The sequence below is a fragment of the Microvirga arvi genome, from assembly GCF_016892765.1.
GTDB lineage: Bacteria > Pseudomonadota > Alphaproteobacteria > Rhizobiales > Beijerinckiaceae > Microvirga > Microvirga arvi.
This window is the reverse complement of sequence record NZ_JAFEMD010000008.1, coordinates 95,809-121,346: the sequence shown is the minus strand read 5'-3', so window position 1 is coordinate 121,346 and position 25,538 is coordinate 95,809. Positions and strand designations below refer to the sequence as shown.

The 25,538-nt window shown below is 61.8% G+C and carries 28 protein-coding genes; 10 read left to right on the top strand and 18 right to left on the bottom strand.

Annotated elements, in window-relative coordinates:
- The first annotated feature begins 198 nt into the window (after positions 1–198).
- Positions 199–1,083 carry a fumarylacetoacetate hydrolase family protein gene (locus ILT44_RS07210; RefSeq protein ID WP_204238896.1) on the top strand — a complete coding sequence of 295 codons (885 nt, stop codon included), beginning with the start codon at positions 199–201 and terminating at the stop codon, positions 1,081–1,083.
- A gap of 224 nt (positions 1,084–1,307) precedes the next feature.
- On the opposite strand, the gene argC is transcribed toward ILT44_RS07210, so the two are convergent.
- From argC to rplM, 3 genes are all read right to left on the bottom strand, one after another.
- Positions 1,308–2,276 (bottom strand): N-acetyl-gamma-glutamyl-phosphate reductase, encoded by a 969-nt coding sequence (argC, locus tag ILT44_RS07205; protein WP_239467968.1) that lies wholly within the window; start codon positions 2,274–2,276, stop codon positions 1,308–1,310.
- 295 nt (positions 2,277–2,571) lie between these two features.
- Complete coding sequence (gene rpsI / locus ILT44_RS07200) at positions 2,572–3,048, bottom strand: 30S ribosomal protein S9 (protein ID WP_204238895.1); 477 nt, start codon at positions 3,046–3,048, stop codon at positions 2,572–2,574.
- A gap of 4 nt (positions 3,049–3,052) precedes the next feature.
- Positions 3,053–3,517: a 50S ribosomal protein L13 gene (gene rplM / locus ILT44_RS07195; RefSeq protein WP_204238894.1), complete on the bottom strand. Its 465-nt coding sequence runs from the start codon at positions 3,515–3,517 to the stop codon at positions 3,053–3,055.
- A gap of 295 nt (positions 3,518–3,812) precedes the next feature.
- Here rplM and ILT44_RS07190 point away from each other — a divergent pair, with 295 nt between their 5' ends.
- Entirely contained in the window at positions 3,813–4,439 is a 627-nt protein-coding gene (locus ILT44_RS07190; protein WP_204238893.1) for a glutathione S-transferase family protein, read from the top strand.
- Between the two features lie 15 nt (positions 4,440–4,454).
- Here ILT44_RS07190 and ILT44_RS07185 read toward each other — a convergent pair whose 3' ends face one another.
- On the bottom strand, positions 4,455–4,892 hold the full coding sequence (locus ILT44_RS07185) for a PaaI family thioesterase (protein WP_239467967.1): 438 nt from the start codon (positions 4,890–4,892) through the stop codon (positions 4,455–4,457).
- Positions 4,893–4,943: 51 nt separating this feature from the next.
- Here ILT44_RS07185 and ILT44_RS07180 point away from each other — a divergent pair, with 51 nt between their 5' ends.
- Both ILT44_RS07180 and ILT44_RS07175 read left to right on the top strand, forming a co-directional pair.
- Positions 4,944–5,468 carry a CoA-binding protein gene (locus tag ILT44_RS07180; RefSeq protein ID WP_204238892.1) on the top strand — a complete coding sequence of 175 codons (525 nt, stop codon included), beginning with the start codon at positions 4,944–4,946 and terminating at the stop codon, positions 5,466–5,468.
- Positions 5,469–5,567: 99 nt separating this feature from the next.
- Positions 5,568–6,851: an O-acetylhomoserine aminocarboxypropyltransferase gene (locus tag ILT44_RS07175; protein WP_204238891.1), complete on the top strand. Its 1,284-nt coding sequence runs from the start codon at positions 5,568–5,570 to the stop codon at positions 6,849–6,851.
- 72 nt (positions 6,852–6,923) lie between these two features.
- Here ILT44_RS07175 and ILT44_RS07170 read toward each other — a convergent pair whose 3' ends face one another.
- A complete protein-coding gene (locus ILT44_RS07170) occupies positions 6,924–7,598 on the bottom strand; it encodes an AAA family ATPase (protein ID WP_204238890.1) in 675 nt (224 codons plus the stop codon).
- Positions 7,599–8,097: 499 nt separating this feature from the next.
- Here ILT44_RS07170 and ILT44_RS07165 point away from each other — a divergent pair, with 499 nt between their 5' ends.
- Positions 8,098–8,502, top strand: a complete 405-nt coding sequence (locus tag ILT44_RS07165) for a DUF1236 domain-containing protein (protein ID WP_204238889.1) — start codon at positions 8,098–8,100, stop codon at positions 8,500–8,502.
- Between the two features lie 55 nt (positions 8,503–8,557).
- Here the strand turns inward: ILT44_RS07165 and ILT44_RS07160 are convergent, their stop codons facing one another.
- Positions 8,558–9,598: a COX15/CtaA family protein gene (locus ILT44_RS07160; RefSeq protein ID WP_239467981.1), complete on the bottom strand. Its 1,041-nt coding sequence runs from the start codon at positions 9,596–9,598 to the stop codon at positions 8,558–8,560.
- A 157-nt stretch (positions 9,599–9,755) separates the two neighbouring features.
- Here ILT44_RS07160 and ILT44_RS07155 point away from each other — a divergent pair, with 157 nt between their 5' ends.
- Positions 9,756–9,965 carry a DUF2842 domain-containing protein gene (locus ILT44_RS07155; RefSeq protein ID WP_204238887.1) on the top strand — a complete coding sequence of 70 codons (210 nt, stop codon included), beginning with the start codon at positions 9,756–9,758 and terminating at the stop codon, positions 9,963–9,965.
- 4 nt (positions 9,966–9,969) lie between these two features.
- Here ILT44_RS07155 and ILT44_RS07150 read toward each other — a convergent pair whose 3' ends face one another.
- The 5 genes from ILT44_RS07150 to ILT44_RS07130 form a co-directional block, all read right to left on the bottom strand.
- Positions 9,970–10,164 carry a hypothetical protein gene (locus ILT44_RS07150; protein WP_204238886.1) on the bottom strand — a complete coding sequence of 65 codons (195 nt, stop codon included), beginning with the start codon at positions 10,162–10,164 and terminating at the stop codon, positions 9,970–9,972.
- A 106-nt stretch (positions 10,165–10,270) separates the two neighbouring features.
- Entirely contained in the window at positions 10,271–10,636 is a 366-nt protein-coding gene (locus ILT44_RS07145) for a hypothetical protein (RefSeq protein WP_204238885.1), read from the bottom strand.
- A 162-nt stretch (positions 10,637–10,798) separates the two neighbouring features.
- Entirely contained in the window at positions 10,799–11,842 is a 1,044-nt protein-coding gene (locus ILT44_RS07140; RefSeq protein ID WP_204238884.1) for a helix-turn-helix transcriptional regulator, read from the bottom strand.
- Positions 11,843–11,855: 13 nt separating this feature from the next.
- The gene (locus ILT44_RS07135; RefSeq protein ID WP_204238883.1) at positions 11,856–13,850 is read right to left on the bottom strand and encodes a sensor histidine kinase; all 1,995 of its coding nucleotides are present in this window, start codon (positions 13,848–13,850) and stop codon (positions 11,856–11,858) included.
- Between the two features lie 152 nt (positions 13,851–14,002).
- A complete protein-coding gene (locus ILT44_RS07130) occupies positions 14,003–14,509 on the bottom strand; it encodes a putative pterin-binding protein (RefSeq protein ID WP_204238882.1) in 507 nt (168 codons plus the stop codon).
- 395 nt (positions 14,510–14,904) lie between these two features.
- On the opposite strand from ILT44_RS07130, the gene ILT44_RS07125 reads away from it, so the two are divergent.
- Together ILT44_RS07125 and ILT44_RS07120 are read left to right on the top strand one after the other, a co-directional pair.
- Positions 14,905–15,312, top strand: coding sequence for a BA14K family protein (locus ILT44_RS07125; RefSeq protein ID WP_204238881.1), 408 nt, complete (start codon positions 14,905–14,907; stop codon positions 15,310–15,312).
- 191 nt (positions 15,313–15,503) lie between these two features.
- Positions 15,504–15,779 carry a hypothetical protein gene (locus ILT44_RS07120; RefSeq protein WP_204238880.1) on the top strand — a complete coding sequence of 92 codons (276 nt, stop codon included), beginning with the start codon at positions 15,504–15,506 and terminating at the stop codon, positions 15,777–15,779.
- 23 nt (positions 15,780–15,802) lie between these two features.
- Here ILT44_RS07120 and ILT44_RS07115 read toward each other — a convergent pair whose 3' ends face one another.
- Together ILT44_RS07115 and ILT44_RS07110 are read right to left on the bottom strand one after the other, a co-directional pair.
- A complete protein-coding gene (locus tag ILT44_RS07115; RefSeq protein WP_204238879.1) occupies positions 15,803–16,792 on the bottom strand; it encodes a L,D-transpeptidase family protein in 990 nt (329 codons plus the stop codon).
- Positions 16,793–16,854: 62 nt separating this feature from the next.
- Positions 16,855–17,598, bottom strand: a complete 744-nt coding sequence (locus ILT44_RS07110; RefSeq protein ID WP_204238878.1) for an extensin-like domain-containing protein — start codon at positions 17,596–17,598, stop codon at positions 16,855–16,857.
- 132 nt (positions 17,599–17,730) lie between these two features.
- Between ILT44_RS07110 and ILT44_RS07105 the strand changes: the two genes are divergently transcribed.
- Together ILT44_RS07105 and ILT44_RS07100 are read left to right on the top strand one after the other, a co-directional pair.
- Positions 17,731–18,258, top strand: coding sequence for a hypothetical protein (locus ILT44_RS07105; RefSeq protein ID WP_204238877.1), 528 nt, complete (start codon positions 17,731–17,733; stop codon positions 18,256–18,258).
- Positions 18,259–18,437: 179 nt separating this feature from the next.
- Positions 18,438–20,714 (top strand): CDC48 family AAA ATPase, encoded by a 2,277-nt coding sequence (locus ILT44_RS07100; RefSeq protein ID WP_204238927.1) that lies wholly within the window; start codon positions 18,438–18,440, stop codon positions 20,712–20,714.
- Between the two features lie 115 nt (positions 20,715–20,829).
- Here ILT44_RS07100 and ILT44_RS07095 read toward each other — a convergent pair whose 3' ends face one another.
- The 5 genes from ILT44_RS07095 to ILT44_RS07075 form a co-directional block, all read right to left on the bottom strand.
- Positions 20,830–21,261, bottom strand: a complete 432-nt coding sequence (locus ILT44_RS07095) for a hypothetical protein (protein ID WP_204238876.1) — start codon at positions 21,259–21,261, stop codon at positions 20,830–20,832.
- 368 nt (positions 21,262–21,629) lie between these two features.
- Positions 21,630–22,520, bottom strand: coding sequence for a DMT family transporter (locus ILT44_RS07090; protein WP_204238875.1), 891 nt, complete (start codon positions 22,518–22,520; stop codon positions 21,630–21,632).
- The gene (locus ILT44_RS07085; RefSeq protein ID WP_204238874.1) at positions 22,517–23,455 is read right to left on the bottom strand and encodes a bifunctional helix-turn-helix transcriptional regulator/GNAT family N-acetyltransferase; all 939 of its coding nucleotides are present in this window, start codon (positions 23,453–23,455) and stop codon (positions 22,517–22,519) included. Before ILT44_RS07085 ends, ILT44_RS07090 begins: the two co-directional genes overlap by 4 nt.
- An 86-nt stretch (positions 23,456–23,541) precedes the next feature.
- Positions 23,542–24,546: an ABC transporter ATP-binding protein gene (locus tag ILT44_RS07080; RefSeq protein WP_204238873.1), complete on the bottom strand. Its 1,005-nt coding sequence runs from the start codon at positions 24,544–24,546 to the stop codon at positions 23,542–23,544.
- Entirely contained in the window at positions 24,543–25,535 is a 993-nt protein-coding gene (locus ILT44_RS07075; RefSeq protein ID WP_204238872.1) for an ABC transporter ATP-binding protein, read from the bottom strand. The genes ILT44_RS07080 and ILT44_RS07075 overlap by 4 nt, the downstream gene beginning before the upstream one ends.
- Positions 25,536–25,538 lie beyond the last annotated feature (3 nt).

Below are 25,538 nucleotides of genomic sequence, written 5' to 3'. Positions count from 1 at the left end.
GCATGCCCTAATGGTTCATATGTAAACCGATGTATTGGAATGACCGTTGCCGGTCTCTGCTTCGAATACTGAAGAGGCGGAAATTCCCCACTTTGTGCGGTCTCGTGGCAAAACAGCAACATGTTTACGCCTGAAAGTGCATTCTTGCACGAAGCAGCCGCGCCGATTATGCCGGTATCGTAACGAGAGGAGCGCTTGATGAAGCTGGTGAGATTTGGGGAAGCCGGGCAGGAGAAGCCGGGACTGCTGGACGCCGACGGGCAGGTCCGGGATCTGTCGGGGCTTATTCCTGACGTTACCGGAGCGACTCTGTCCTCGCAGACGCTGGACCGCATTCGCCAGACGGACCCGAGCACCCTCCCCCTTGCCCCTTCGGGCCAGCGCCTGGGAGCCTGCGTGGGGCAGGTCCGCAATTTCATCGCCATCGGGCTGAACTATGCCGACCATGCGGCCGAGACGGGCGCAGCCATTCCGGCCGAGCCCATCGTCTTCAACAAGGCACCGTCCTGCATCGTCGGCCCCCATGACGACGTGATCATCCCGCGCGGCTCGCAGAAGACGGATTGGGAGGTGGAACTCGCTATCGTGATCGGCGAGCGCGCCTCCTATATCGGCGCCAACGAGGCCTTCAACTATGTGGCCGGCTACTGCGTCTGCAACGACGTTTCCGAGCGCGAATTCCAGATCGAGCGCGGCGGCACCTGGACCAAGGGCAAAGGGTGCCCGACTTTCGGACCTCTCGGCCCTTGGCTGGTGACCAGGGACGAAATCCCCGACCCTCAGAACCTCTCCATGTGGCTCGATGTGAATGGCGAGCGCATGCAAACCGGCTCGACGAAGACCATGATCTTCAACGTGGCGCAGATCGTCTCCTACGTCTCCCACTTCATGATTCTGGAACCCGGCGACGTGATTACCACGGGCACGCCGCCCGGCGTCGGCATGGCCCTGAAGCCTCCGCGCTTCCTCAAGGCCGGCGACGTGGTGTCGCTTGGCATCGAAGGCCTTGGCGAGCAGCGCCAGCGCTTCGTCGCATTCGAGGACAATGCACCGGGCACGAGCCGGAGCTGGAAGGGGCAGTAGCCCATCAGGAGAAGCGCGCTTATGCCATAATCGCGCCTCGCTAACACCTCGTGTCATCCCCGCGAAGGCGGGGATCCATAACCGCGACGCTTCAGGAAAGCACGGTCAGCATTGCACCTCTTTCTGCAATCCTGGCGGTTATGGATTTCCACGCCTTCGGCGCGGCCCTTCGGGTCGGGCTCCGCTGCGCGGCCCCGGAATGACAGCGGGGGTGGCGCTCTGTTTCAGATCAGCCCCAGCATGAGCTGGATGTTCTGCACGGCGGCGCCCGATGCGCCCTTGCCGAGATTGTCGAGACGAGCCACCAGGACGGCATGGTTATAGCTGTCGTGCTGGAAGACGAAGAGTTCGAGCCGGTCCGTATCGTTCAGGGCCTCCGGCTCGAGACGCCCGACCTTCTTCTCCCCCACGATCGTAGGCACCACGCTGACCAAGCCGCTGCCTTGGTAGTGCCCCATGAGCGCCGCCTCGAGATCCGCAGCCTTCGGCTTGCCGGGCAGCATGTCGAGGTGGAGCGGCACGCTCACCAGCATGCCCTGCCGGAAGTTGCCCACCGAGGGGATGAAAATCGGCCGCCGGATCAGGCCCGTGTACTTCTGCAGCTCGGGCACATGCTTGTGCTCAAACCCGAGGCCGTAGAGTTCGAAGGCCGGAGCCGTGCCGGCCTCATAGGCCTCGATCATCGAGCGCCCGCCGCCGCTGTAGCCACTCACCGCATTCACGCTGATCGGATAATCGGCCGGGACGAGGCCAGCATCCACCAGAGGCCGGACGAGTGCGATCGCGCCGGTCGGATAGCAGCCGGGATTGGCGACCCGCTCGGCCTTGGCGATCGCGTCGCGCTGTGTGCGGTCGAGTTCGGCAAAGCCGTAGACCCAGCCGGGACTGACCCGGTGCGCCGTGCTGGCATCGAGGATCCGGGGCTTGTGGCCGCTCAAGTCCTCAACGAGGCTCACGGTCTCGCGTGCTGCATCGTCGTGGAGGCAGAGCACCACCAGATCGACCTCAGCCAGAATCTCGCGCTTGGCAGCCGGGTCCTTCCGCCGCTCCGGATCGATGCTGCGGATCGCCACGCCGGGCACGTCCTTCAGGCGCTCGCGAATGCCGAGGCCGGTGGTGCCCGCCTCCCCGTCGATGAAGACAGTCTTTGTCCTCGAGCCGAAATCTGCTGAGCTTTGTGTCATGGTCGTCATGGTCGATCCGTTGCACCTGTGGCCGCCTGATCCTAGGCAAAGCCGATAGCGCCAATATGGTTCTTGGGAAAACAAAAAAGCCGCGCATCGGCGCGGCTTGCGTTCAGGCTATCAGACAGCCGTCCTCACACGCGCGCCGGGGCGGCATTCATTCGGCGTCGGAGGCTGAAAAGGCTCTGGCTCATGCCGCTTGTATGGGGTCGAAGGCCTGCCCTGTCAACAAGCGCAGCCATAAAGACAAACAAAAAGGGCGGCCCGAGAGCCGCCCTTTCCAAAATCTTTGGCTGAAGGAGCCTTAGCGCTTCGAGAACTGGAAGCTGCGGCGGGCCTTCTTCTTGCCGTACTTCTTACGCTCGACGACGCGCGGATCGCGGGTCAGGAAGCCTTCCTTCTTGAGCGGGCCGCGAAGGTCCGGCTCGTAGTAGGTCAGCGCCTTGGCGAGGCCGTGACGGACCGCGCCGGCCTGGCCGGAGAGACCGCCGCCGTCAACGTTGACGGTGATGTCGTACTGGCCTTCGCGCTGGGCGATCTGGAGCGGCTGCGCCAGGATCATGCGGAGCACGGGGCGGGCGAAGTACACCTCGACCGCACGGCCGTTGATGACGATCTTGCCGGAGCCGGGCTTGATCCAGACGCGGGCAACCGCGTCCTTGCGCTTGCCGGTGGCATAGGCGCGGCCGAGCGTATCGAGCTTCTGGACGTGCTTCGGAGCTTCCGGAGCGGCGGTCTGGGGGTTCTGGCCCAGATCGGCGAGAGACTGAAGGGTCGCCATGGATTTAAGCCCTCACGTTCTTGCTGTTGAGGGCACCAACATCCAGCGCTTCCGGCTGCTGAGCCGTATGCGGATGCTCAGCGCCTTTGTAGACGCGCAGGTTGCCCATGATTTGACGGAAGAGCGGGCCTCGGGGGAGCATGCGCTCCACAGCCTTCTCGACCACGCGCTCGGGGAAGCGACCGTCGAGAATGAACTTCGCGGTGCGCTCCTTGATGCCGCCCGGATAACCGGTGTGGTGGTAGTACACCTTCTGCTCGCGCTTGCGGCCGGTGAACACCACCTTGTCGGCGTTGATGACGATGACGTTGTCGCCGCAGTCGACGTGGGGCGTGTAGTTCGCCTTGTGCTTGCCACGCAGGCGCATGGCAACGACCGAAGCGAGACGGCCTACAACGAGGCCCTTCGCGTCGATCACAACCCACTTCTTCTCGACCTCGGCGGGCTTCAGCGAAGTTGTAGTCTTCATTGCGCTGTATCCCGTTAGAGCCATATGGCTCAGGTTCTGAAACGACAAACCGCCGCGAAATGCGGCGGCGAGTGAGAGCTGTTTAGTATTTTCATATGGGCAAGTCAACACGAAACCAACTGGTCGGCAGACCTTAAATCTGCATTTAATTCAATTACTTATCGTCATCAGGTATTTAAATACCGCATATGAGGTAATTAGAAACCACATGAATTTAAGCTTGGATGTGCCGAGGCTATGCTTAGCCGGCAGACTAGGGCACAATCGGTTCCGCAGCTAGAAAGAGGGGCACTCCATGGCTGATGAATTGATCTTCTTCACGAATCCCATGTCGCGCGGGCGGATCGTGCGCTGGATGCTGGAGGAAACGGGCTGCGCCTATCGGACAGAGGTTCTGGCCTTCGGACCAGAGATGAAGGCCCCCGGCTACCGCGCGATCAATCCCATGGGCAAGGTGCCCGCGATCCTTCATGAGGGAACGGTCGTCACCGAGGCGGCGGCGATCTGCGCCTATCTGGCCGATGCCTTTCCCAATGCGAGACTGGCGCCACCACCCGGAGATCCTCACCGGGGCACATATTACCGCTGGATGTTCTTTGCAGCGGGGCCGGTCGAGGCCGCCCTGAGCAACAAAGCTTTCGGCTTCGAGGTGCCGCCGGAGCGGCAGGGCATGATAGGCTACGGCTCCATCGAGAATGTGCTGAACGCGCTGGAATATGCGGTCTCCCAGTCCGAGTACATCGCAGGCGATCAGTTCAGCGCCGCCGATGTCTATGTCGGCTCCCAGATCGGCTGGGGCATGATGTTCGGGACCTTGGAGAAGCGGCCCGCCTTCGAGGCCTACTGGAACCGGATCGGCAACCGTCCCGCCGCCCTCAAGGCCCGTGCAATCGACGATGCGCTCCTGCCGCCGAAGGCTTGAACGCTCACGTCGGCATCAGCGGCGGTCCGGGATCGAATAGGTCCCGGTCGCGTGGCAGACCACGTCGGAGCTGCCCTCCGAATAGATGGAGACGTCGCCGACTGCCAACCGCTTGCCCAGCTTCAGCAGCCGGCAATCGGCGACAAGGTCCCGCTGCTCGGGCTTCCGCAGAAAGTTGAAGTTCAGGCTCGTGGTGACGGCAAGCGCCACAGGGCCGATATGGGCCAAGATCGCCACATAGAGGGCGAGGTCCGCCAGTGCCATCATGGCTGGTCCTGAGATCGTTCCTCCCGGCCGAATATGGCGCTCGTGGTAGCTCATCCGCATCCGCGCCGAGAGGGGCCCGACCTCATCCACGAAATAGGTCTGCCCGCCGATGTGGATCTGCGGGAACTCGCGGTCGAGGAAAGCCGTCAGCTCGTCGCGGGTCATGATGGGGTGGTGCGCTGCCATGAATCTGCGATGCTCATTGAACTGCCCTGCCCTATCCCATACGTTCCGTTCATGAATCACGACAATTATCAAAACGAATACATCCGCGGCATCCTCAACAGCGTGAAGACCATCGCCCTGGTCGGCGCCTCGCAGAATCCGGCGCGTCCGAGCTGGATCGTGACCAAGTACCTGCTGGAGCGGGGCTACGACGTGATCCCGATCAATCCCGGCCTGGCCGGCACTGAGCTTCTCGGCAAGCCGGTCTACGCCTCCCTGAAGGACGTGCCTGTCCCAATCGACATGGTCGAGATCTTCCGCAACTCGGAAGCGGCAGGGCCGATCACGGACGAGGCGCTGGCACTCGACCCGCTGCCGAAGGTTCTTTGGATGCAGCTTTCGGTGCGCAACGACGAGGCCGCAGGCAAGGCTGAGGCCAAGGGCCTGAAGGTCGTGATGGATCGCTGCCCGAAGATCGAGTTCGGCCGCCTCTCCGGCGAAATTTCCTGGCAGGGTGTCAACTCACGGATGATCAGCTCCAAGAAGCCGGTTCTGTCGGGAAAAGGCTTCCAGAAGCTCAGCCTCAATCGCTCTTAAAGCGTACCGGAAACCGCTTAGACGGCCTCCTTGACCGGACGAACGTTTCGTTCTTTAAAGAGAACATAATGTCGCCCTTGAGAAGAAAAGGCTGCTGCCATGACCGACCGTCTGCCAGGTTTCAACACGCTCGCCATTCATGCGGGGGCCGCCCCCGATGCAGCGACCGGCGCCCGCGCGACGCCGATCTACCAGACCACGTCCTTCGTCTTTGACGATGTAGACCACGCGGCGTCGCTCTTTGGCCTGCAGGCATTCGGCAACATCTATTCCCGCATCGGCAACCCGACCTGTTCGGTTCTCGAGGAGCGTGTCGCAGCGCTTGAGGGCGGCACGGCGGCCCTTGCCGTTGCGTCAGGCCACGCAGCGGAGTTCCTCACATTCCATACCCTGCTTCAGCCAGGAGACGAATTCATCGCAGCCAAGAAGCTCTATGGCGGATCGATCAATCAGTTCAACCACGCCTACAAAAACTTCGGCTGGAACGTTGTCTGGGCCGATTCGGACGACCCCTCGTCCTTCGAGGCGGCCATCACCCCCAAGACGAAGGCGATCTTCGTCGAATCGATTGCCAATCCGGGCGGCGTGATCGTCGATCTTCAGGCCATCGCGGCCATTGCCAAGAGACACCGCATCCCGTTCATCGTCGACAACACGATGGCGACGCCCTACCTCATCAAGCCCTTCGAGTACGGGGCGGACATCATCGTGCACTCGGCCACCAAGTTCCTCGGCGGCCATGGCAACTCGGTCGGCGGCCTTATCGTGGACGGTGGTTCGTTCAACTTTGCCGGCGACGACCGCTACCCGATGCTCTCGAAGCCGCGTCCGGAATATGCCGGGATGGTTCTGGGCGAGACTTTTGGGAATTTCGGCTTCGCCATCGCCTGCCGTGTGCTCGGCCTGCGCGACCTCGGCCCTGCCCTGTCGCCCTTCAACGCCTTCCTCATCCTCAACGGCATCGAGACCCTGCCGCTGCGCATGCAGCGCCATTCGGACAACACCCTCGCCGTGGCCGAGCATCTGGCGAGCCACAGCAAGGTTTCCTGGGTCAGCTATCCGGGCCTGCGTTCGGATCGCTACCACAACCTCGCCAAGCAGTACTGCCCCAAAGGCGCCGGAGCGGTGTTCACCTTCGGCCTCAAGGGCGGCTACGAGGCCGGCGTGAAGCTGGTGTCTAACCTCAAGCTGTTCTCGCACCTGGCCAATATCGGCGATACCCGCTCCCTGGTGATCCACCCGGCCTCGACCACGCATCGCCAGCTCACCGACGAGCAGAAGACGCAGGCCGGCGCCGGTCCCGAAGTGGTGCGCCTGTCGATCGGCCTCGAGGATACGGAAGACTTGATCGACGATCTCAATCAGGCGCTGGATGCGGCGTAAGTCGCGCGTATCGCACCGAACAAGAAGGGCGGCCTGAGGCCGCCCTTTTTCATGGTTCCGAAAGCCGATGCCTCACGCGGCGCGCGAAGAGCCCGATTTTCTGTAGGTGTTATGGATCGCGTTGAGCGAGCGCTCGAGCGCCGTCCAGAGACGGCCGATCTCGTCGGCGCCCTGCGAATTGGCATCGTACTCCCGGGCGCCTTCGCCGGTAGAGAGAGACAGCGTCAGTTCCGGCCGGTGGGTGATCTGGCCGGCCCAGACGGGAACCTGGAGCGCATTCAGGGCTCCACGTGCGTCGGCCACCACATGGGCCTCGTTGTCCCCGTGCCTGGCCGGAGCGGCGTTGATCACGGCAGCGTAGGGCTTGCGATGCTCACGGGCGATCGCGACCGTATCCTGCAAGGCAGCGATGTCGAACAGGCTCGCCCGCGTCGGAATGATCACGAGGGTGGCCTGCTTGATCGCCTCGGCAACGATGGAGGACTTGTTCGGGGGCGTATCGACGAGAACCCACTCGTAGCCCTCGCGCTTGGCGTCCCTGATCGCATCCGCAATGTTGCGGACGTTGTGCTTGAGGCCAAGATAGTCCTGATTGCGGATCCTGTGCCACAAGGACAAGGACCCCTGCGGATCGTTGTCGATCAGCAACGTAGGGCGTGAAGGGTTGGCGATATAACTTGCGAGATGAGCAGCGAGCGTGCTCTTTCCCGAGCCGCCTTTCCGCGAAGCAAAGACCAGCACATTCATGCCTGACTCCTTATCAGCCTATTCCTGCAGCACTGCGCTTGAGGGTTGAAGACATCTTAATATTGTTCACCTGTATCAGAGCAAGTACTGATTTCCTAATTCCTGCCCTCTTCCCACCGTGTTTTTTGTCATTCTCTCGGTGAAACACCCCAGAATGCAGGGTTTAAGGCACAGGAGAGCCGGCTTACAGGCTTTCCTCAGGGCTGCGACGGTCGTCAATAACAGATGGATACATCTCCGCCTTGGCATCCCTCGTCTTGATTTGCCAGAGGCCAAGCTCGCTCGACGGTTCGCCAGCTTCATAGACGAGCGCAGGCGCTGGCATGACTTCCCTGCCGCGATGCGACCAACCTCAAGCTTTCGGCCCGGAGCTGCACGATGACCTGTAAAATCCGTACTGTCTTATTCACAATTCGTGTGCTGAAACTGCTTCCGGGGGACGGAACCACCCCCCTGCTTGGCCGTTAAGCTCCAGACTTCACAAGTAAGGAGCTGACAAATGTCGAAGAAGATCTTGTTTGCAGGCGCTGTTCTTGCGGTTCTCGCCCCGGTGAGCGCCTTCGCTCAGGGCGGCGCAGCGGCCGGTGCGACCACCGGTGCCGTCGGCGGCGCCATTGTCGGCGGCCCCATCGGCGCGGCAGTCGGCGGCGTGACGGGCGCGATCGTGGGCGGCCTTGCCGACCAGCAGCAGCCGCAGTTCCGCCAGTATGTGGTGACCCAGGGCGTTCCGTCCTACCGCTATCAGGAAGAGGTTCGTGTCGGTGCGACCCTCCCGGCTTCCGGCGTGCAGTACTATGAGGTTCCGGCCCAGTACGGCGTGAGCAACTACCGCTACACGGTCGTCAATGACACCCCGGTTCTGGTCGAGCCCGGCACCCGCCGCATCGTCCAGGTCATCCGCTAATCGATAAGAGCGGTTCAGGTTACGGGGCGGCCTTATGGGCCGCCCTTTTCTTATGTCAGGCGGCACTCACACGGGCATGGACCACCGCCATGGCAAGAACCGCCATGGCGAAGACCTGATGCGCCAAGCCGGCCCAGAGGGGCACGACGAGCAGCAGGGTCACAATCCCAAGCACCATCTGGGCCAGCGTCAAGCCGGCCATGGCCGTCGCCCGGCTGGCAGCCCTCGAGCTTCGCGCTTGACGGCGCATGGTCCAGGCATGCCACAGGGCAAAAGCAACGATGACATAGGCCACGAGGCGGTGGTTGAACTGAACCAGGACCACGTTGTCGACGAAGTTCTCGACCCAGGGCTTCACCATGAACAGGGCCGAGGCGGGCGGAACGAGATTGCCATCCATCAATGGCCAGGTGTTGTAGGTCAGACCAGCCTTCGATCCCGCGACGAGGCCGCCGAGCGCGATCTGGAACAGGATCAAGCCGACTAGAATGCGTGGCGCCATGCCGGTACGCGCCTCCGGCGCGGCAGCGGAGCGGTCTTTGAGCCCAGCCGCCACCCAGACGAGACAGGCCAGGATGATGCTGGCGATCGTGAGATGCAGCGCGAGCTTGATGGGGGCGACGGCGGTCATGCCCGGCTCCAGGCCCGAGGCCACCATGATCCAGCCAATGGCGCCCTGCAGGCCTCCCAAGGCACCGATGCCGAGGAGTGTCAGAGCAAGCCTGCCCTTGATTACACCCCTCGCCCAGAACCAGGCCAGGGGCAGGAAAAAGACCAGTCCTATCAGGCGGCCCAGCTGCCTGTGGCCCCATTCCCAGGCATAGATGAACTTGAACTCGGACAGGGTCATGCCCTTGTTGACGAGTTCGTATTGCGAGATCTGCCTGTATTTCTCGAATTCGACCAGCCAAGCCTGTTCGGTCAGCGGCGGGATGGCCCCTGTGACCGGCCTCCATTCCGTAATCGAAAGGCCTGAACCGGTCAGGCGGGTGGCGCCGCCGACGGCGACCATCAGCACGACCAAGGCAGCGAGGACATATATCCAGATGCGGACGGCCGTCAGGGATCGGGCTTGGGACACGCGCGCCAGAGGCATGCCCTCGGTGGAGGCTGCGACAGCCATGCTCACTCTCATCATCGATTAGGGCTTGAACCCAGGGTACGGACGTCAGATAGAGGCTGTGCCTCGTCGAGGCAATTCATGCCGGTGACGCACCGGATGATGAGAGATCGTCAGCGTGAGGATTTCGGCCATGGGCATGCGCATACGCAAGCTGATCGGGACAGTGGTGATGCTGGCCTACATCATCTTCTATGCGCTTTTCGCCATGGTCATCGCCGAGGGCCGCATCACCCAGGCGCCCAAACTCGTCCAGACCCTGGCCTATATCGTTCTCGGCCTGATCTGGATCGTTCCGCTGATGCCGCTCATCCGTTGGATGGCGAAGCCGGACAAGGCCTGAGTCCTTAAGCTCCGCCGATGCCTTCGATGATCGTGCCCGTGCCGCCGCAGGTCTGACATGGCTTAGCACCGATGCGCCCGCTGCCCTTGCATTCCGGGCACACGTTCTCGCCAGCACCGGGAGTACCCGGCTCGGCCTGATCGCCGGGGTTCAGCTTCGTCTGATCGGAAGCAGGCTGGTCTTTCGGTGTGCTGGTCATGGCCGAAGCTCGCATGATGTCTCATGCGATCAACGCGGCAGCAGAATCCCGGTTCTCAACTGGCCAAAAGAAAAGGCCCGCCGGAAGGCGGGCCTGATCGCATGCATCAGTGGCACACCCTGCGGGTGCGGTGCTCCCAGCCCCAGCCGGGAACCCACTCCCGGTAGCGCTCGGTCGAGCATTGCTCCACATAAACCCGCTCGCGGACCGGGCGCTCGTAATAAACCGGCTCCCGACGCTCCTCCACGTATACCGGCGGCGGCGGAGGTGGAGCACGGTAGACAACCGGAGGCTGAGGCTGAGCGACAGCCGCGCCGACGGCGGCACCGACGGCAAGACCGCCCAAGGCCCCGAGAGCCACGGCGGCACCGGGTGACAGGCGATCGCGCGCTGCAGCCGGCTCGGCGACAGCCAGGCCAGCCACCAGCGCCAGAGCCGCGGCTGTACCGGAAACAAGACGGAAGATCTTCATGATCATCACCCCGACGAAAGGAGGCTACGTGCCCCTTCTTCATGTCCTGAGATATACTGTTCAAATCCTCTCTGAAAGCTGAACAGAATGTGGCAAAGCTTGGGCCTGGGCCGAACTTGCCGGAATGGTGAGCAACATCTTAACAAGGGTCCTGCGACAGGCTCAGTCACCAGCGGTTCGCAACGGCACCGAGAGAAGCACGCGCACCAGATCCGCCTGCCGGTTGGTGTCGGTCTTGCGGAACAGGTTCTTGAGGTGGAAGACGACGGTGGTCTGAGCCACTTCGAGTTCCTCGGCGATCTGATCCAGCCGCTTGCCGTCGATGAGCATGAGGGCAACCCGCGTCTCGGACGGTGTCAGGTTGTAAAGCCGGACCAGGGTGTCCCCGGAAACCTTGGCGCGCTGCTCCGTATCGATGACGAGCAGAACGACGGCCTCCGGCCGGTCGTCGATCGAGAAGCGCTGGCCGGGGATCAGGACGAGGTAGGGTCTTCCACCCGACACGCGCGGGAAGGAGATGATCTCGTCGAGGGCTTCTTCCTCAAAGGCCTTCTCGATGGAGGCATAGAGCTTGCTGTTCTGCTTGGCAACGGAACCCTTGAGGACACCCTGCGAGACGCCAAGACCATCCTCCTCGGAGAGAATGCGCTGCGCCTCCTTGTTCATCACCCGAACGGTCCCTGCTTCGTCGACGACCACGACGCCGACCAGGAAGCGGTCGAACGCAAAGGTCGCCTTGTAGAGGGCCTCGACCGTGCGCCCCTTGGATGCCTTCAGAATCTCCTGCCAGGACTCCTCGGCGCGGTGCACGGCGCTCGTCTGTACACGGACCACCTGATCGAGACGTGCGGCAACGGTCGCGAGCAGGATTTCGTAATCGATGGGCTTGACGAGATAGTCGTCCGCTCCGGCCTGTTTTCCGGTGAGCACATCGTTGCGCTCGGCCAGAGCCGTGAGGAAGATGAAGGGTACATCCGCCATGCCCTCCTGCTCGCGGAGAGCCTTGAGAACGTCGTAGCCGCCAAGGCCAGGCATGGTGATGTCGCAAAGCACGAGGTCCGGGCGGTGCTTTTCGAGAAGAGCCAACGCCTCGCTGCCGTTGGCTGCCTGAAACACGCGATAGCTGGCGGCCTCCAGCTCCTCGGCAATGTCGACCCGCAGGTCTTCTTCGTCTTCAACGCAGAGAATTGTTTTTTGTGTTGTCATGGGATTTGGTCACTCATGCAGCCTGCTGCGCCTGATCCGCATTGGCTATAGGTAGGTCGAAGGTAAACAGGGAGCCTGCCGCCTCGTAGCTCTCGACCTGAATATCGCCCCCATGCAGGTGCATGATCCGCTGGGCGAAGTTCAGGCCAATGCCTGTACCGGCAATGCCGGAAGCCGTGCGCGCACGGTAGAAGCGGTCGAAGATCTTCGGCAGTTCGTCCGCAGGAATCCCGATGCCCCAGTCACGCACCGAGCAATAGGCGCGGGAGCCTTCCATCCAGATCTTGATCTCGATGACTGGAGAGGTGCCGGAATATTTGATGGCATTCGAAAGCAGGTTCACGACGACCTGCTCGATGAGCATGCTGTCGCAATACACGCGCGCAGGAAGCTCCGGCACATCAAAGTGAATGTCGGCCTGGGCGCTGACCTCCCGCTGACGCTCGCAGATGTCCATCACCAGGTCGACAAGGTTATGGGAGGCCGGGTTCAATTCGATGGTGCCGGCATCGAGCTTGGCCGCATTCAGAACGCTGTCGACGAGGCGGGTGAGTCTGGTTCCCGCGTTGCGGATCTTCTGAATTCGGGTGACGAGTTCGTCTTGGGTAAGAGCGGAACCACGCCGCAGGATGCGCTGGGCGCTCGAGTCCAGAATGGCAAGCGGTGTCCGGAATTGGTGGGACACCATCGAGACGAAGCTCCTATAGGCATTCGTTGTCTCGCGCTCGCGTTCGAGAGCCGACTCGAGCGCCTTCGCGGCCTGCTTGTAGCCGCTGATATCCGTCAAGCGAACGAAGATCGTAGCTCCGTCGGCCTTCGTGAGGGAGAGCCGGTGCCAAGTGTCTTTCCTTACCAGCAGATCATATTCAAGCTCCTCGAAGGGCGACTGGGCGTTGAGGAGCCGCTCGTCACCCCCCTCGCACATGGAGAAGCACCGCAGGAACACGGGGAGGCTCATGTCCTCGGTGCACCACAAGGATATGGGAGCGGCTGCCCAGATCTGCTCATTGGCGAAAAGGAGTTTCCCGGTCCAGTCAAAAGCCGCAAAGCCTTCCGAGGCGGAATTGATGGCGGCAATCAGACGCCGTTCGGCCTGACGCAGAGCCGCAGTCCTTTGAAGGACCTTGATCTCCAGATCGAAGTTCTGCCGCTCCGCCTGCTTGCGCGCGAGCCATTGCTCCGTCACGTCACGAACGAAGGCGATACCGAGCTTCCGTTCGGCCATGTAGACGGGGAAGCAGTTGATCTCCAGACAGCGCTCATGGCCTTCCGAAGTCAGCGCTTCATGCTCCAGGATCGAGCTGGCTCCTTCGGTCGCCCGGGTAAGGGCGTCGATGATCTCAGGCTTATCGAACAACTGATCCAGGTTTTCCATCCGCTGACCGATGGCCTGATCCGGCTTGACGTTCAGCAGATCCTCCATGCCTGGATTCCACAGCAGACATCGGAGTTGGCTGTCGAACATAACGATGCCCTGGTTGCTGATATTGCTGATCACCAAATCGGACAACTCCTGCTCCTGCTTGAGCAATTGCTTGGCCTGACTCGCCTCCTGAACCCCTTTGAAGAGACGCACCAGAAGGAAAGCTGCACTCAGGACAATGCCCATCAGAAAGGCGAAACCTTCGAAGACGACTTGCAAATAGCTGGTGCGCTTCAGCGCTGCCTGATCGTGGCTGAGCAGGACAATCTGATTGGCAGCGTCCCTGAGCTTGTATGCGAGTTGCTTCATCTGATCGCGAAGCAACACCGCAGCCTGAGCATCGATCCCGTTCCTGAGGAGCGGTTCCGCCATCGTGAGCTGAAGGTAAGCATGTTTGAGGTCGCCCGCGACGCCGAGACTGTCCATCAGCTTGCCTTGGCGCCCCTCTAGCAGAACCGACAAGCGGCTGATCAGGATGTTGGTTCGAAAGCCCGGCTGTTGCTCCGGCGTGGTGAAGCTCTCGTTCGTAGCGACACGGGCTAGGTTCTCCGCGAGAACGGCTGCTTCGAATTGAGCTTGGGTCACATACCAAATTGTGGTGAAGGACCCATCATTCCGAAATTCGTGCTCCATCTCGAATAGTCGAGCGACAGTAAAACCGAGGCACACGACGAGGCTTGCAGTCGCAAGAAGTGCGACCACAGCGGTCTTATAATTGTGAAAGCTGAACCGCATGTCTACTCGACGTGAAGCTTGTTGAGCTGCCAGACCCAGCGGTAATCGTACCGGGCGTCCTGTAGAACCTTGTAAGCGTCTCTTGGATAAGCGATCCACAGAGGTCCCTTGTCGCGCATAGTTAGCACACGTCCATCCACTTTTGTCGCGAGGATCGGCTCGAACTTGAGATCTTCCGTGGGAATGACTGCGACGTAGTCGTTCAAGGCAGACGCTCTCAGGCTTTTGCCCTGCGCCCCTACCCTTTCCAGGAGCGCCCTAAGAGGAACCCCTTCAAAAAGCTGGGGTGACTCTGACAACTCCCACTTCGTCGCAAACGATGCTTTGCCGAGCGCCTCCAGCATATCCATGTCGAACAGCGCCACACCGGCGCCATTGGTTTGCTCGATCTTACCGGAAACTGACAGCACGACAGGTCCCTTGGGTGACGGCAAGGGCTCCATTGCATAGGACAGGCCACTCAGGCTTATCGCGACCATGAAATAGATTGTGCCAATGAGAGCACGCATGGGTTCCCGTTCTGCGACAGATTATAATAGAACGACTGCATCTTCTCTGATTTTGCTCGAAAAATCCAGAAGGCTGCGAGAGAAAAGATTTTGCCACTGACGTTGATGCAAAATCCTTTCTTGTGCATTTAATAAACGTAATTTTACTAAAAATTCCAAAGCTTATAAGTTAATTATGAGCATAAATCATAATATTTATCTATTATCTATGTTAGATAATCATAAGTTCTTCTAGATGATCAATTGCACTCTAACGTCAAAGACGAACATCCTCGTATGTCTGATGAATCCACCTTGAGATCACCCTTGTTGATATTTGCAAGCTTGGCCGCAGAGGTTATAGTGCTGTCAGATCAATACCAATTGCCGTCGGCAAATCGGAAGAGGAGATGACTATGCAAAAGTTCATGACGGCCCTGGCAGGCGTGGCCATGTTGGCTTCCGCCATCCCGGCCAGCGCAACCCCCGTCCAGACGCGCGCCCTCCCCCAGGTGGAGGAGGCTTATCCGAACGAAAGCTATGCGCAGTACTACCGGCGTGGCTATCGCCCATATTACCATGACCGTTATTACTATCGCCGCAACAATGGCGCTGCCGTTGCTGCCGGCGTTGCTGGCCTCGCGGCAGGTGCCCTGATCGCGGGCGCGATCTCCAGCCAGGCCCAGGCAGCCGCTCCTCAACCTCCCGGGGTGACCGACCCGCAGGTCGCGGCCTATTGCGCCCGCAAGTACCGCTCATATGACCCTGCGAGTGGAACCTTCCTTGCGGCGAACGGGATGCGGTACGTCTGCACCTATCCGTAGCTCTTTGATCCTTACTCCCCTCTCAAGCCCTGCGGCAGCACATCTGCCGCAGGGCTTCTGCGTATGCAATTCGCCTCCCTGCCCCGGTACAGCCTTTACCTCGCAAGGGCATGCCTTAGAACAACACACATGACCCACGAAGCCAGCGCCAAGACGCACAGCAACAAAACGAAAGGCTCGGGAAAAGCTTCATGACTCAAGATTCTGACAACAGCGGAACCATCATTCCTCCCAATGAGGCCGCCATCCTGACCTCCGGCAACATGACGGATCTCGAGCTGATCCTTCCGGATATGGGCGACAGCGATCTGCCCGAAATCGCTATTTTCCTGGTCGCCTGCGCCATGCGCTTTCACAGCGATCCCGACTTCGTCCAGGAGCAATTGGAATGGCTCGTCCAAGCCCACGATGCGGAGGTGGACGAAGGCCTGAGACCGGAACAGCTCAACTCCGCCAACGACGATTGAGCTCAGCCACCAGAGCCCCGGTCCTAGTCGATAAACTCCACCGGCGTCCCTTTCTCGATCATCTTGGAAAGTTCCTCCACATCCCAGTTCGTCAGCCGCACGCAGCCCTGTGAATAGGCCTTGCCCACCTTTTCCGGATCGGGCGTGCCGTGGATTCCGAAGGACTCGATGGACAGGTCGATCCAGGTGCTCCCGACCGGGTTGTTCGGGCCCGGCTTGACCTCGAACTTCTCCTTCGCCTTCACGCCCTTGAAGGCATAATCCGGATTGTAGGTGTAGTTCGGGTTCTTGGCGACGGCCCGGACGGTGTGGGAACCGCTGGGTGCGGGCTTCTCCTCGCTGCCGATGGAGGCCGGGTAAACCGCTATCAAGGCACCATCCTTGGCCAGGGCGCGCAGGACGTGCTCGCTCTTGACAATTTCGATCTTGGCGACCTTGTCCGGTTGCTTGCCGCCTTCGGCCTTCGCGTCCACATGAGCGACGACGATAGCCGTACCGGCCTTGTCGAAAGGCTTGCCAGGGTTCAGAGCCTTGAGCAAATCCACGTCCATGTGGAACTTCTCGGCCAGCAACTCTTCAGGGTCGGAATAACCAAGACGGTCGAGCTTCGCCTGATCTTCCAGCTTGTCGGGGATCTCGACGAAGGGACCTTTCACATCCTCCTCCCGGATCGTGTATTCGGTCAGGACCGGTTCGGGTGAGGTCTCGTTGAGCTTCGTCCAGACCTCCTTATCCAGAGCGCCGTCGGCTTTGAGCTGGCGGGCCTTCTCAAAGGCCTTGATGGCATTCCGAAGGTTCTCGCCGTTATGCCCATCGATGACGCCGGGCGAGAAGCGTGCTCGGTCAAGCAAGACCTGCACCTTGATGAGGGCCGGGTCGATCTCCTTCCCCTTGCCGCTTTTGTCGGTCCACTCGGCCTTGTTCACGGTTTCCAGATCAAGCTCTTGAGGCGCAGCGAGAACAGGCCCTAGAAGGCTGAAGAAGCCGAGGGCGGCATAGGCAAAAGGTTTCATGAGGTACTCCACGGCATTGTCGTGAACAAACAAACCGCTGGCCTCATCCCTGTTCCCGAAATCTATTGGCAGATCCGGTAATCTCCCTTGCGCTGGCGCAGGTCGAGATGGAGGTGATCGCCATGGTCCGCGTCGGAGCCTGGTCCGAGGACGGTGTTGAAGATGGGACAGGCCGCCTTCCGAATGGCGGACTGAAAGGTCGCCTCCGGCGAGTTCTCAGGCTGCGCGGCGACCGCCAGCGGAGGGCGCTTGGCGAATTCGAAGCCCATGACATCGACGCCATTGCCGAACGCGTGCTCGCTCAGTTTGGCGCCATTGCGCTGGTCCCGGCACTGATAGGAGGTCCCGATCAAAAGCTTCTTTGGAGCCGACTTGAACTGACGCTCGGCTTCGGGAGAAACGACCTCGCCCATCCAGCGGGCAAGGCTCTCGGCCACCGGGCAAGCCATGAGGGAGGGAGGAGCAACCTCGACACTGCCCGGCAGAGCCGACACCAGGACCGGATTCTCGATCCTGCAGCTGTTGTCCTGCACAGGAGGGCGTGACTCGAACCGCAGCCCCAGCTGCGTGAGGCGGTCGAGACAGGCCGTCCTGGCGCTGTCGCCCTCGGCAGCCTTCTGCTCGACAGGGGTCTCTTGCGATGGCGGCTTCTCGGCTCGTCCCTCGGGCTCTGGAGTCACTGGGCGGTCCGGCCGTGGAGGCGGCAGCGGCGGGGTTGGAACCTGAGCCCAGGCAACAGGCGCAAACGTCAGCATCAGAGCCGCGATGCCGAGGATCCGCCTTACTCTGCGGCGTTGAAGAACCATAAAGCCCCCGATGCACCCGCTTCCCTATCCTATAACTCCCATGCGCCGAGCTTGAGTTCCCGCTCAGCCTTCTGCGCGTCTTGTTCTCTGAGCCAGATGCTCCAAAATTCATAGGAGTATGGAGGGCCCGCGATGGGGGCATTCCCTGTGACGGATATTGGCTCCGACAGGAGCTTGGCTCTGGTTTCCACCCTGAGCCAGGAGCATGAACACTCCTGCACGCAACGCGCGACGGAACTCGAAGCCCGGATCGCGCGTCTGCGGGCGGAACTGGAGCAGGCCGAAGCGGAGCTGGAGCGGGAAAGAACGCGTCTTCCTGCTCCCGGCGACTTCGTCCGCTGTCCCCTGACGAATTTCTTCGGACGGGTCACGAAGGTCACGCCGCGTCCAAGCGGACGCCCCTGGATCGAGATCATTCCCTATCTAGGCCCCGACCTGCCCGGCCACTCGGCCATGGATCTTTACGACAGCTGGGAATTGATCGACCCGCCTTCGAGCGGCAGCGAAGCACAGGAAACGACCGAAGGGGCTCTACGCCTTCCGACGATTGCCCCCTTTCTGACGATGAGCAGGCCTCCGCTCAGCCGGCCACCGGCCGATGACGAGATCGAGCTCTCGCTCCAAAAGCTTTGGACGTCGTCCAAAGACGCTTCGTCGTAGGGCGCAGCCCTGCCCCGCGGGTCTGCAACAATTCCAGGCATCTTGCGTTTGCCCTGCGGTTTCGTTGCCTGACGCTTTTGCGAAACCTCCGACGCGTGGCACCCGGAAGACCTGAGCCCTCGGCCCTTCCCTGCACATGCCACCGCATGAGCCACCACTGGAACGACGGGAACGATGCCATGGCAGAGGATGGGCAGAATGTACGGCTCCAAGTCGCGAATGCCAGGCCTGACGATTCGGGCCGGGGCATAGCACGCATGAGCCGGCAGACCCTGGCCGAGATCGGCGTGCAGGAGGGCCAGGCCATCGAGATCATCGGCAAGCGCCACACCACTGCCATCGCCGTCACACCCTACGCCGAGGACGAAGGCCTCAACATCGTTCGCCTCGATGGCCTTCAGCGTGTCAATGCCGGCGTCGGCAGCGGCGACCACGTCGAGGTGAAGCGAGCGGACGTCCGACCAGCCACCCGCGTCGTGCTGGCCCCGGCCCAGAAGGGGCTGCGCCTGCAGGGCTCGGGCGATGCCCTGAAGCGCACCTTCCATCAGCGTCCGCTCACGGCCGGCGACGTGATCTCGACCTCCGTTTATTCGCAGCGTTCGGCGGATCAGCGCCTGCCGGAGGAGCTGCGCGGATTGCTCAACATTCCGGCCTACGGTCTGCAGGAGATTCGTCTCGTCGTGGTCACGACCCAACCGCGCGGCATTGTTCATGTAACGGCGGAAACCGAAATCGAGCTTCGCCCGCAATTCGAGGAGCCGAGGGAAGCCCGCCGCGCCGATGTCACCTATGATGATATCGGCGGCCTGGGCAACACGGTGGATCAGCTGCGCGAAATGGTGGAGCTGCCGCTTCGCCATCCCGAACTGTTCCAGCGCCTCGGCATCGATCCGCCTAAAGGCGTGCTGCTCTATGGCCCTCCAGGCACCGGCAAGACCCGATTGGCACGAGCCGTAGCCAACGAAACGGAAGCGCAGTTCTACCACATCGCCGGTCCAGAGATCATGGGCAGCCACTACGGCGAGTCCGAGCAGCGCCTGCGTCAGGTGTTCCAGGAGGCGCAGCAGAATGCGCCTGCCATCATCTTCATCGACGAGATCGACAGCATCGCGCCCAAGCGCGAGGAGGTGACGGGCGAGGTCGAGCGGCGCATCGTGGCGCAGCTCCTCACCCTCATGGATGGATTGGAGCCACGCCAGAACATCGTGGTGATCGGTGCCACGAACCGGCGTGAGGCGATCGACGAGGCTTTGCGCCGCCCAGGACGGTTCGATCGCGAGATCGTCATCGGCGTTCCGGACGAGCTCGGTCGCCGCGAGATCCTCGGCATCCACACACGCGGCATGCCCTTGGCTGAGGATGTCGATCTCGATCAGGTCGCGCGCATCACTTACGGCTTTGTTGGCGCCGATCTCGCAGCCCTATCCCGTGAGGCGGCGATGGACTCCCTGCGGCGCATCCTGCCGGGGGTCAATCTGAGGGATGGCATTCCGACCAACGTGCTCGAGAGCCTGCAGGTCAATCGCCAGGACTTCGTCAATGCCATGAAGCGCGTCCAGCCTTCGGCCCTGCGCGAGATCATGATCCAGGTGCCCAACGTCACCTGGGACGATATCGGCGGCGTGGAGGAGGCGCGGACCCGCTTGCGCGAGGGCGTGGAGCTTCCCCTGAAGAGCCCCGAATCCTTCCGCCGCATCGGTATCCGCCCGGCCAAGGGGTTTCTGCTCTTCGGCCCTCCCGGCACCGGCAAGACCCTGCTGGCCAAGGCGGTCGCCCGGGAGGCCCAGGCCAATTTCGTGGCGACGAAATCCTCAGACCTTCTGTCCAAGTGGTATGGCGAATCCGAGCAGCAGGTCTCCCGTCTCTTCGCTCGCGCCCGCCAGGTCGCGCCGACCGTCATCTTCATCGATGAGATCGACTCCCTTGCCCCTGTCCGCGGCGGCGGTCTCGGCGAGCCCGCGGTCACGGAGCGAGTGGTCAACACGATCCTCGCCGAGATGGACGGCCTTGAGGAACTGCAGGGCGTCGTCGTGATGGCGGCAACGAACAGGCCGAACCTCATCGACCCCGCCCTGTTGCGGCCGGGCCGCTTCGACGAGTTGGTCTACGTTTCCGTTCCGGACGCACAGGGCCGACGGCATATCCTCGGCATCCACACCAAGGGCATGCCGCTTGCTCCCGACGTCGATCTGGACAGCATTGCCGAGCGGACGGACCGCTATACCGGAGCGGACCTCGAGGACCTGACCCGTCGTGCCGGCCTGCTGGCCCTGCGCGAGTCCCTTGAGGCGCAGCAGGTGACCATGGCGCATTTCGAGCAGGCCCTGCGCGAAACACGCCCGTCGGTCACACCCGAAATGGAGCGGGAATACGAGGATATGGTCCGCACCCTGAAGCAGGAGGGCCCGCAGCGTCAGGCCATCGGTTTCCTGCCCCTCAGGCAGGCGGCGGAGTGATGCACGAACTCGAATGGATCGATGATGGTCCCGCAAGCGGTTCGGCGCGGTCCATATTCGCCAAAGCAAAAGGCGTGGGTACGAGACCCACGCCTTTTGTTCAGCGACAATGCACTTACTGCGCGCATTCAACCGGAATCCGGGCACCTTCAGCAAAGATCGTGCGGCACGGCACACCATTGATCCAACGGATCTCATGCGGAGCCGCATAGGGGAACGGGGAGCCCGGGGTGCCGGACACAGGAGCGCCCATCATCGGCCCTACGGGAGCGGGAGCGATGCTGCCGGTCGAAACCACGTCGCCAGGGATGGGAGCTACGGGGCCGGCAACACCGGCGACGGGACCCGCACAGGCGACGGGCACGCGCGTGTTTGTGTTAGGCATCAGAACGGTGCGGCACGGCACGCCGTTGATCCAACGGATCTCATGCGGAGCCGCATACGGGAACGGTGAGTTCGGCGTTCCGGAAGCCGGTTGCGCAGCCGCGGAGCCGATGCCCCCGAGGGCCATCAGACCAGCGCCAGCAATGAGTGCGATCCTCTTCATAGAAGTCTCCTGTGCTTGGTTCGGGCATGGCTTCTCGCCATAGGAACACAGGTTCAACGCGCTCATTGCCGATGGTTTCCGAACGTATTATCAACCCACAGAGTTGTGATCGAGGCATTACAAAAGGCAAAGCTTGTTTATGGCCAAGCCTAAAATTGTTGTTTATAAAGAAAATTGCGGTGAAATCTCATGCAGCCGCAATCGTTGTAAGATCGTAATCTATAAAAATTCTAAAGTACCGCGATCGCCACCTTTTCTTGTTCGAGATTTATAGGAGCTCATCTGAAAAGACCGCCCCTACAGAAACCAACATCAGAGCCGTCATATACGGTGCCAGGTTTCGAGGCGACGAATGCCCGAGCCCCATCTCACCGCGTTTCCATCGGGCTGGTTCTTGTCGCAAGCCACAGCCCGCTCACGACGCCGATGAGCCCGACGAGGATGCCAAGGGTGAAGGTTTCGTTGAGGATGAGCGCGCCGAGCAGCGATGCCGTGATGGGGCTCAGCGAGAGGAAGACGGTCACCCGCGTCGGCGTGGTATGCTTGAGTGCCCAGAGCCAAAGAACGTAGCCGATGCCGCTCGAGAAGCCTATGAAGAGCACCGCCATCCAGCCCTGAGGCTTGAGATCGGGCCATTGGGTGAAGAGCCCTTCCATGCCTGCCGGACCCGATAGGAACACGACGGAAGCCAGCATCGCCCAGGCGCCGACGGGGAGCGTCGGATAGCGGGAAAGATAAGGCCGATAGAGCACGGAGCACACGGCTCCGCACAGAGCCGCTGCGAGAACCAGGAGCGCTCCGATCCATTCGCCCGTCGCATTGTCCGTCAGCAGCCTCTCGCCCAGGGCGATGCCGACACCGATGACCGTCAGGGTCACGCCGACGGTTTTCATGGCGCTCAGGCGTTCGCGCCCGAGCAGGGCTGCGATGACCATGGTCATCAGCGGAAAGGTGGAAAAGAGAAGTGCCGCGCGCGTGGAGGAGATGAACTGGAGGCCGAGGTTCAGAAGCGCGATGAGAATGCCGAACTGAACGATGCCGAGCCCCATCACCGCAAGAAGATCACGGGGCACGAACCGCGTCCGGGCAGACATGAGAACGAACGGAATCAGGCAGAAGACGGCGATGGCATAACGCAGGAATGCCAGCGACGCCGGGCCGATGTCATGGATCACGAAACGGCTTGCCACCAGAGCGGCGCCGACCTGCACGCCCGTCGCTGCGGCTGCCATCAGGGCAAGCGTTTCGGTGCGCCTCACAGGTCGAAATCCCAGGTCTGCCCGATAAGATCCTTGCCGAAGGAACGGTGAGCCTCTTCCCTCACCAGCCGAAAGCCGGCGGTCTGATAGATCGTGCGCGCTGCCACGAGCACGTCGTTGGTCCAGAGGGTCAGGGTCTTGTAGCCCTTGGCCCTGGCGAACGCGATGCATTCGCCGACGAGCCGCCGCCCGATGCCGAGCCCCCTGGACGAGGGCTCCACATAAAGCAGCCTGAGCTTCGCAACCTCGTCCGAATGGCGCACGAGGAAGACGCTGCCGACGATGTCGCCGCCTCGTTCCGCAACCCAGCAGCGCTCCCATTCCGGATCGAAGTTCTTGACGAAGGCGGCTGCGATTTCGGCGACGAGCGCCTCGAAGGTTTCGTCCCAGCCATATTCCTGAGCATAGAGGAGCCCCTGCCGATGCGTGATCCAGCCGATGTCTCCAGGCCGGTGCGGACGGAGGATGTAAGGGATCTCAGGTTCCGGCGCGTTGCAGATCAGGCGCTCGACGATTGCCATGGCCTGCACCAGCCCCTCCCGCTCCCTGGTGGAGAGTGCGGACAGCATGGCTGCCACCTCTTGGGCTGAAGCCCGATTGAGGGGCTCGAAAGCGGCGCGACCGGCATCGGTGAGGGTGAGGAAGACCTGGCGCCTGTCCTCCCCGGATCGGGAGCGCTGAATGAGGCCCCGATTGTCGAATCTCTTCAGCATGCGGCTGAGATAGCCCCGATCGAGACCAAGCTCCTGTCCGAGTTCCGCCGCGGTCACTGGGTCGCGATGAGCCAGTTCATAGAGAATGCGAACCTCGGTGAGGGAATAATCACTTTCGAGCAGCCCCTCGTTCAGCAATCCGATCTGGCGCGTATAGAAGCGATTGAAGCTCCGGACTTTCCCGATCTGGTCGTCCGTGGGCCGTTCTGGCAGATGAGACATGAGCCCCTCCCTGCCGAACAGCTTCGGGTATATTGTTGACTGCGTCAACTAATTCTGCCGATGGCGGTCCGAAGCCGCCTTCGTCGTTATGCAGCGGCATCCACCGACAGACGCCCTTCATGGATGGCGTGGCAGGCCACTCCCCCGAGGAGCGGCGGGATCTCGGCCCTGCAGCGCTCGTTGGCGAAGGGACAGCGCGGGTTGAAGGTGCAGCCGGAGGGCGGATTGATCGGGTTCGGGATCTCGCCGCTCACAGGAATGCGCTGACGTCCGGTCATGCCCACATCCGGCACGGCATCGAGCAGCATGCGCGTGTAGGGGTGCTTGGGCTGTGCGAAGAGCTCGCGCCCGTTCGAGATCTCGACGATGCGCCCGAGATACATCACACCGATGCGGCTCGCCATGTGACGGACAACGGCGAGGTTGTGGCTGATGAACAGGTACGTCAGGCCGAGGCGATCCTGCAGATCGCGCATGAGGTTCAGGATCTGGGCCTGAACGGACACGTCGAGCGCAGAGGTCGGTTCGTCGCAGACGATGAACTCCGCATTCGAGGCGAGTGCGCGGGCAATCGCGATGCGCTGCCGCTGGCCGCCGGAGAACTCATGCGGATACTTACCGCCGTCCGCCGGGTGAAGGCCGACCAGCGAAAGAAGCTCGCCGACCCGCGCGACAATCTCCTTCTCGCTCTCGATCAGCCGGAAGGCCCGGATCGGCTCGGCCACGATGCGGTCCACCTGCCAGCGTGGATTGAGGCTGGCATAGGGATCCTGGAAGATCATCTGGATGCGCCGCCGCAGGCGCTGGCGCTCGGCCAGGGCTGCCTTGCTGGACATGGAGACGCCGTCGATCACCACCTCGCCGCCGCTGGGCGGCAGCAGACCGACGACCATGCGCGCGACCGTCGACTTGCCCGAGCCGGACTCGCCGACGAGCGCAAAAGTCTCGCCTTTGGCAATCGAAAAGGAAACGCCGTCGACTGCCTTCAGATACTGCTTCTCGCCGCCCTCCAGCACCCGGTTGAGCCAGGGCTTGGACACGTCGAACACGCGGCGGAGGTCTTTGACTTCGACATAGGAACGCTCGGTCACGCGACGGCCTCCGACCGGACGGGGGATTGATCGTAGAGATGGCAGGCCACACGGTGCTCACTGTGCTGGATCGGCTCCGGACGCTCGACCCGGCAGCGGTCGAAGACGTAAGGACAGCGCGGATTGAAGGGGCAGCCGGGTGGAATGGCCGAGAGGCGCGGCATGGAGCCCGGAATCTGCACGAGGCGATTCGCATCGCTTTCAAGCGACGGGATCGCACCCATCAGGCCTTTGGCATAGGGATGCAGCGGGTTCTGCACCACATCCCGCACGGGGCCGATCTCGGCGATGCGGCCGGCATACATCACGGCCACGCGGTCGGCGGTCTCGGCGATCACGCCCATGTCGTGCGTGACCAGCATGATCGCCGTGCCGTGCTCGCGCCCGAGGCGCTTGAGCAGCGAAATGATCTGCGCCTGGACGGACACGTCGAGCGCAGTCGTCGGCTCGTCGGCAATGATGAGTTCCGGCTCCGCGCACAAGGCCAAGGCGATCACTACGCGCTGGCGCATGCCGCCGGAGAACTCGTGCGGATAGCTGTCGATGCGCCTCTCCGGCGCCGGAATGCCCACTTCCGCCAGCAGATCGATGGCCCGCTTGCGTGCCCCGGAGGCGGACAGATTGGTGTGCGTGCGGATGGTCTCGATCAGCTGCTCGCTGACCCGGTAGAGCGGGTTGAGGCTGGTGAGCGGATCCTGAAAGATCATGCCGATGCGCTTGCCGCGCACCCGGCGCATCTCCTCCGGCGGCAGGTTGTCGATGCGCATGCCTGACAGCCAGATCTCGCCTCCGGCGATGCGGCCCGGCGGGTCGATGAGCCCGACGACGGCGGAGCCCGTCACTGACTTGCCGGCGCCGGATTCACCCACAACGCCGAGTACCTCGCCCTTGCCGATATCAAACGAGATGCCGTCGATAGCCTTGAGGATGCCGCGCCGCGTGACGAACTCGACGCGCAGGTCACGGACGGAGAGGACAGGTTGAGTCATGGG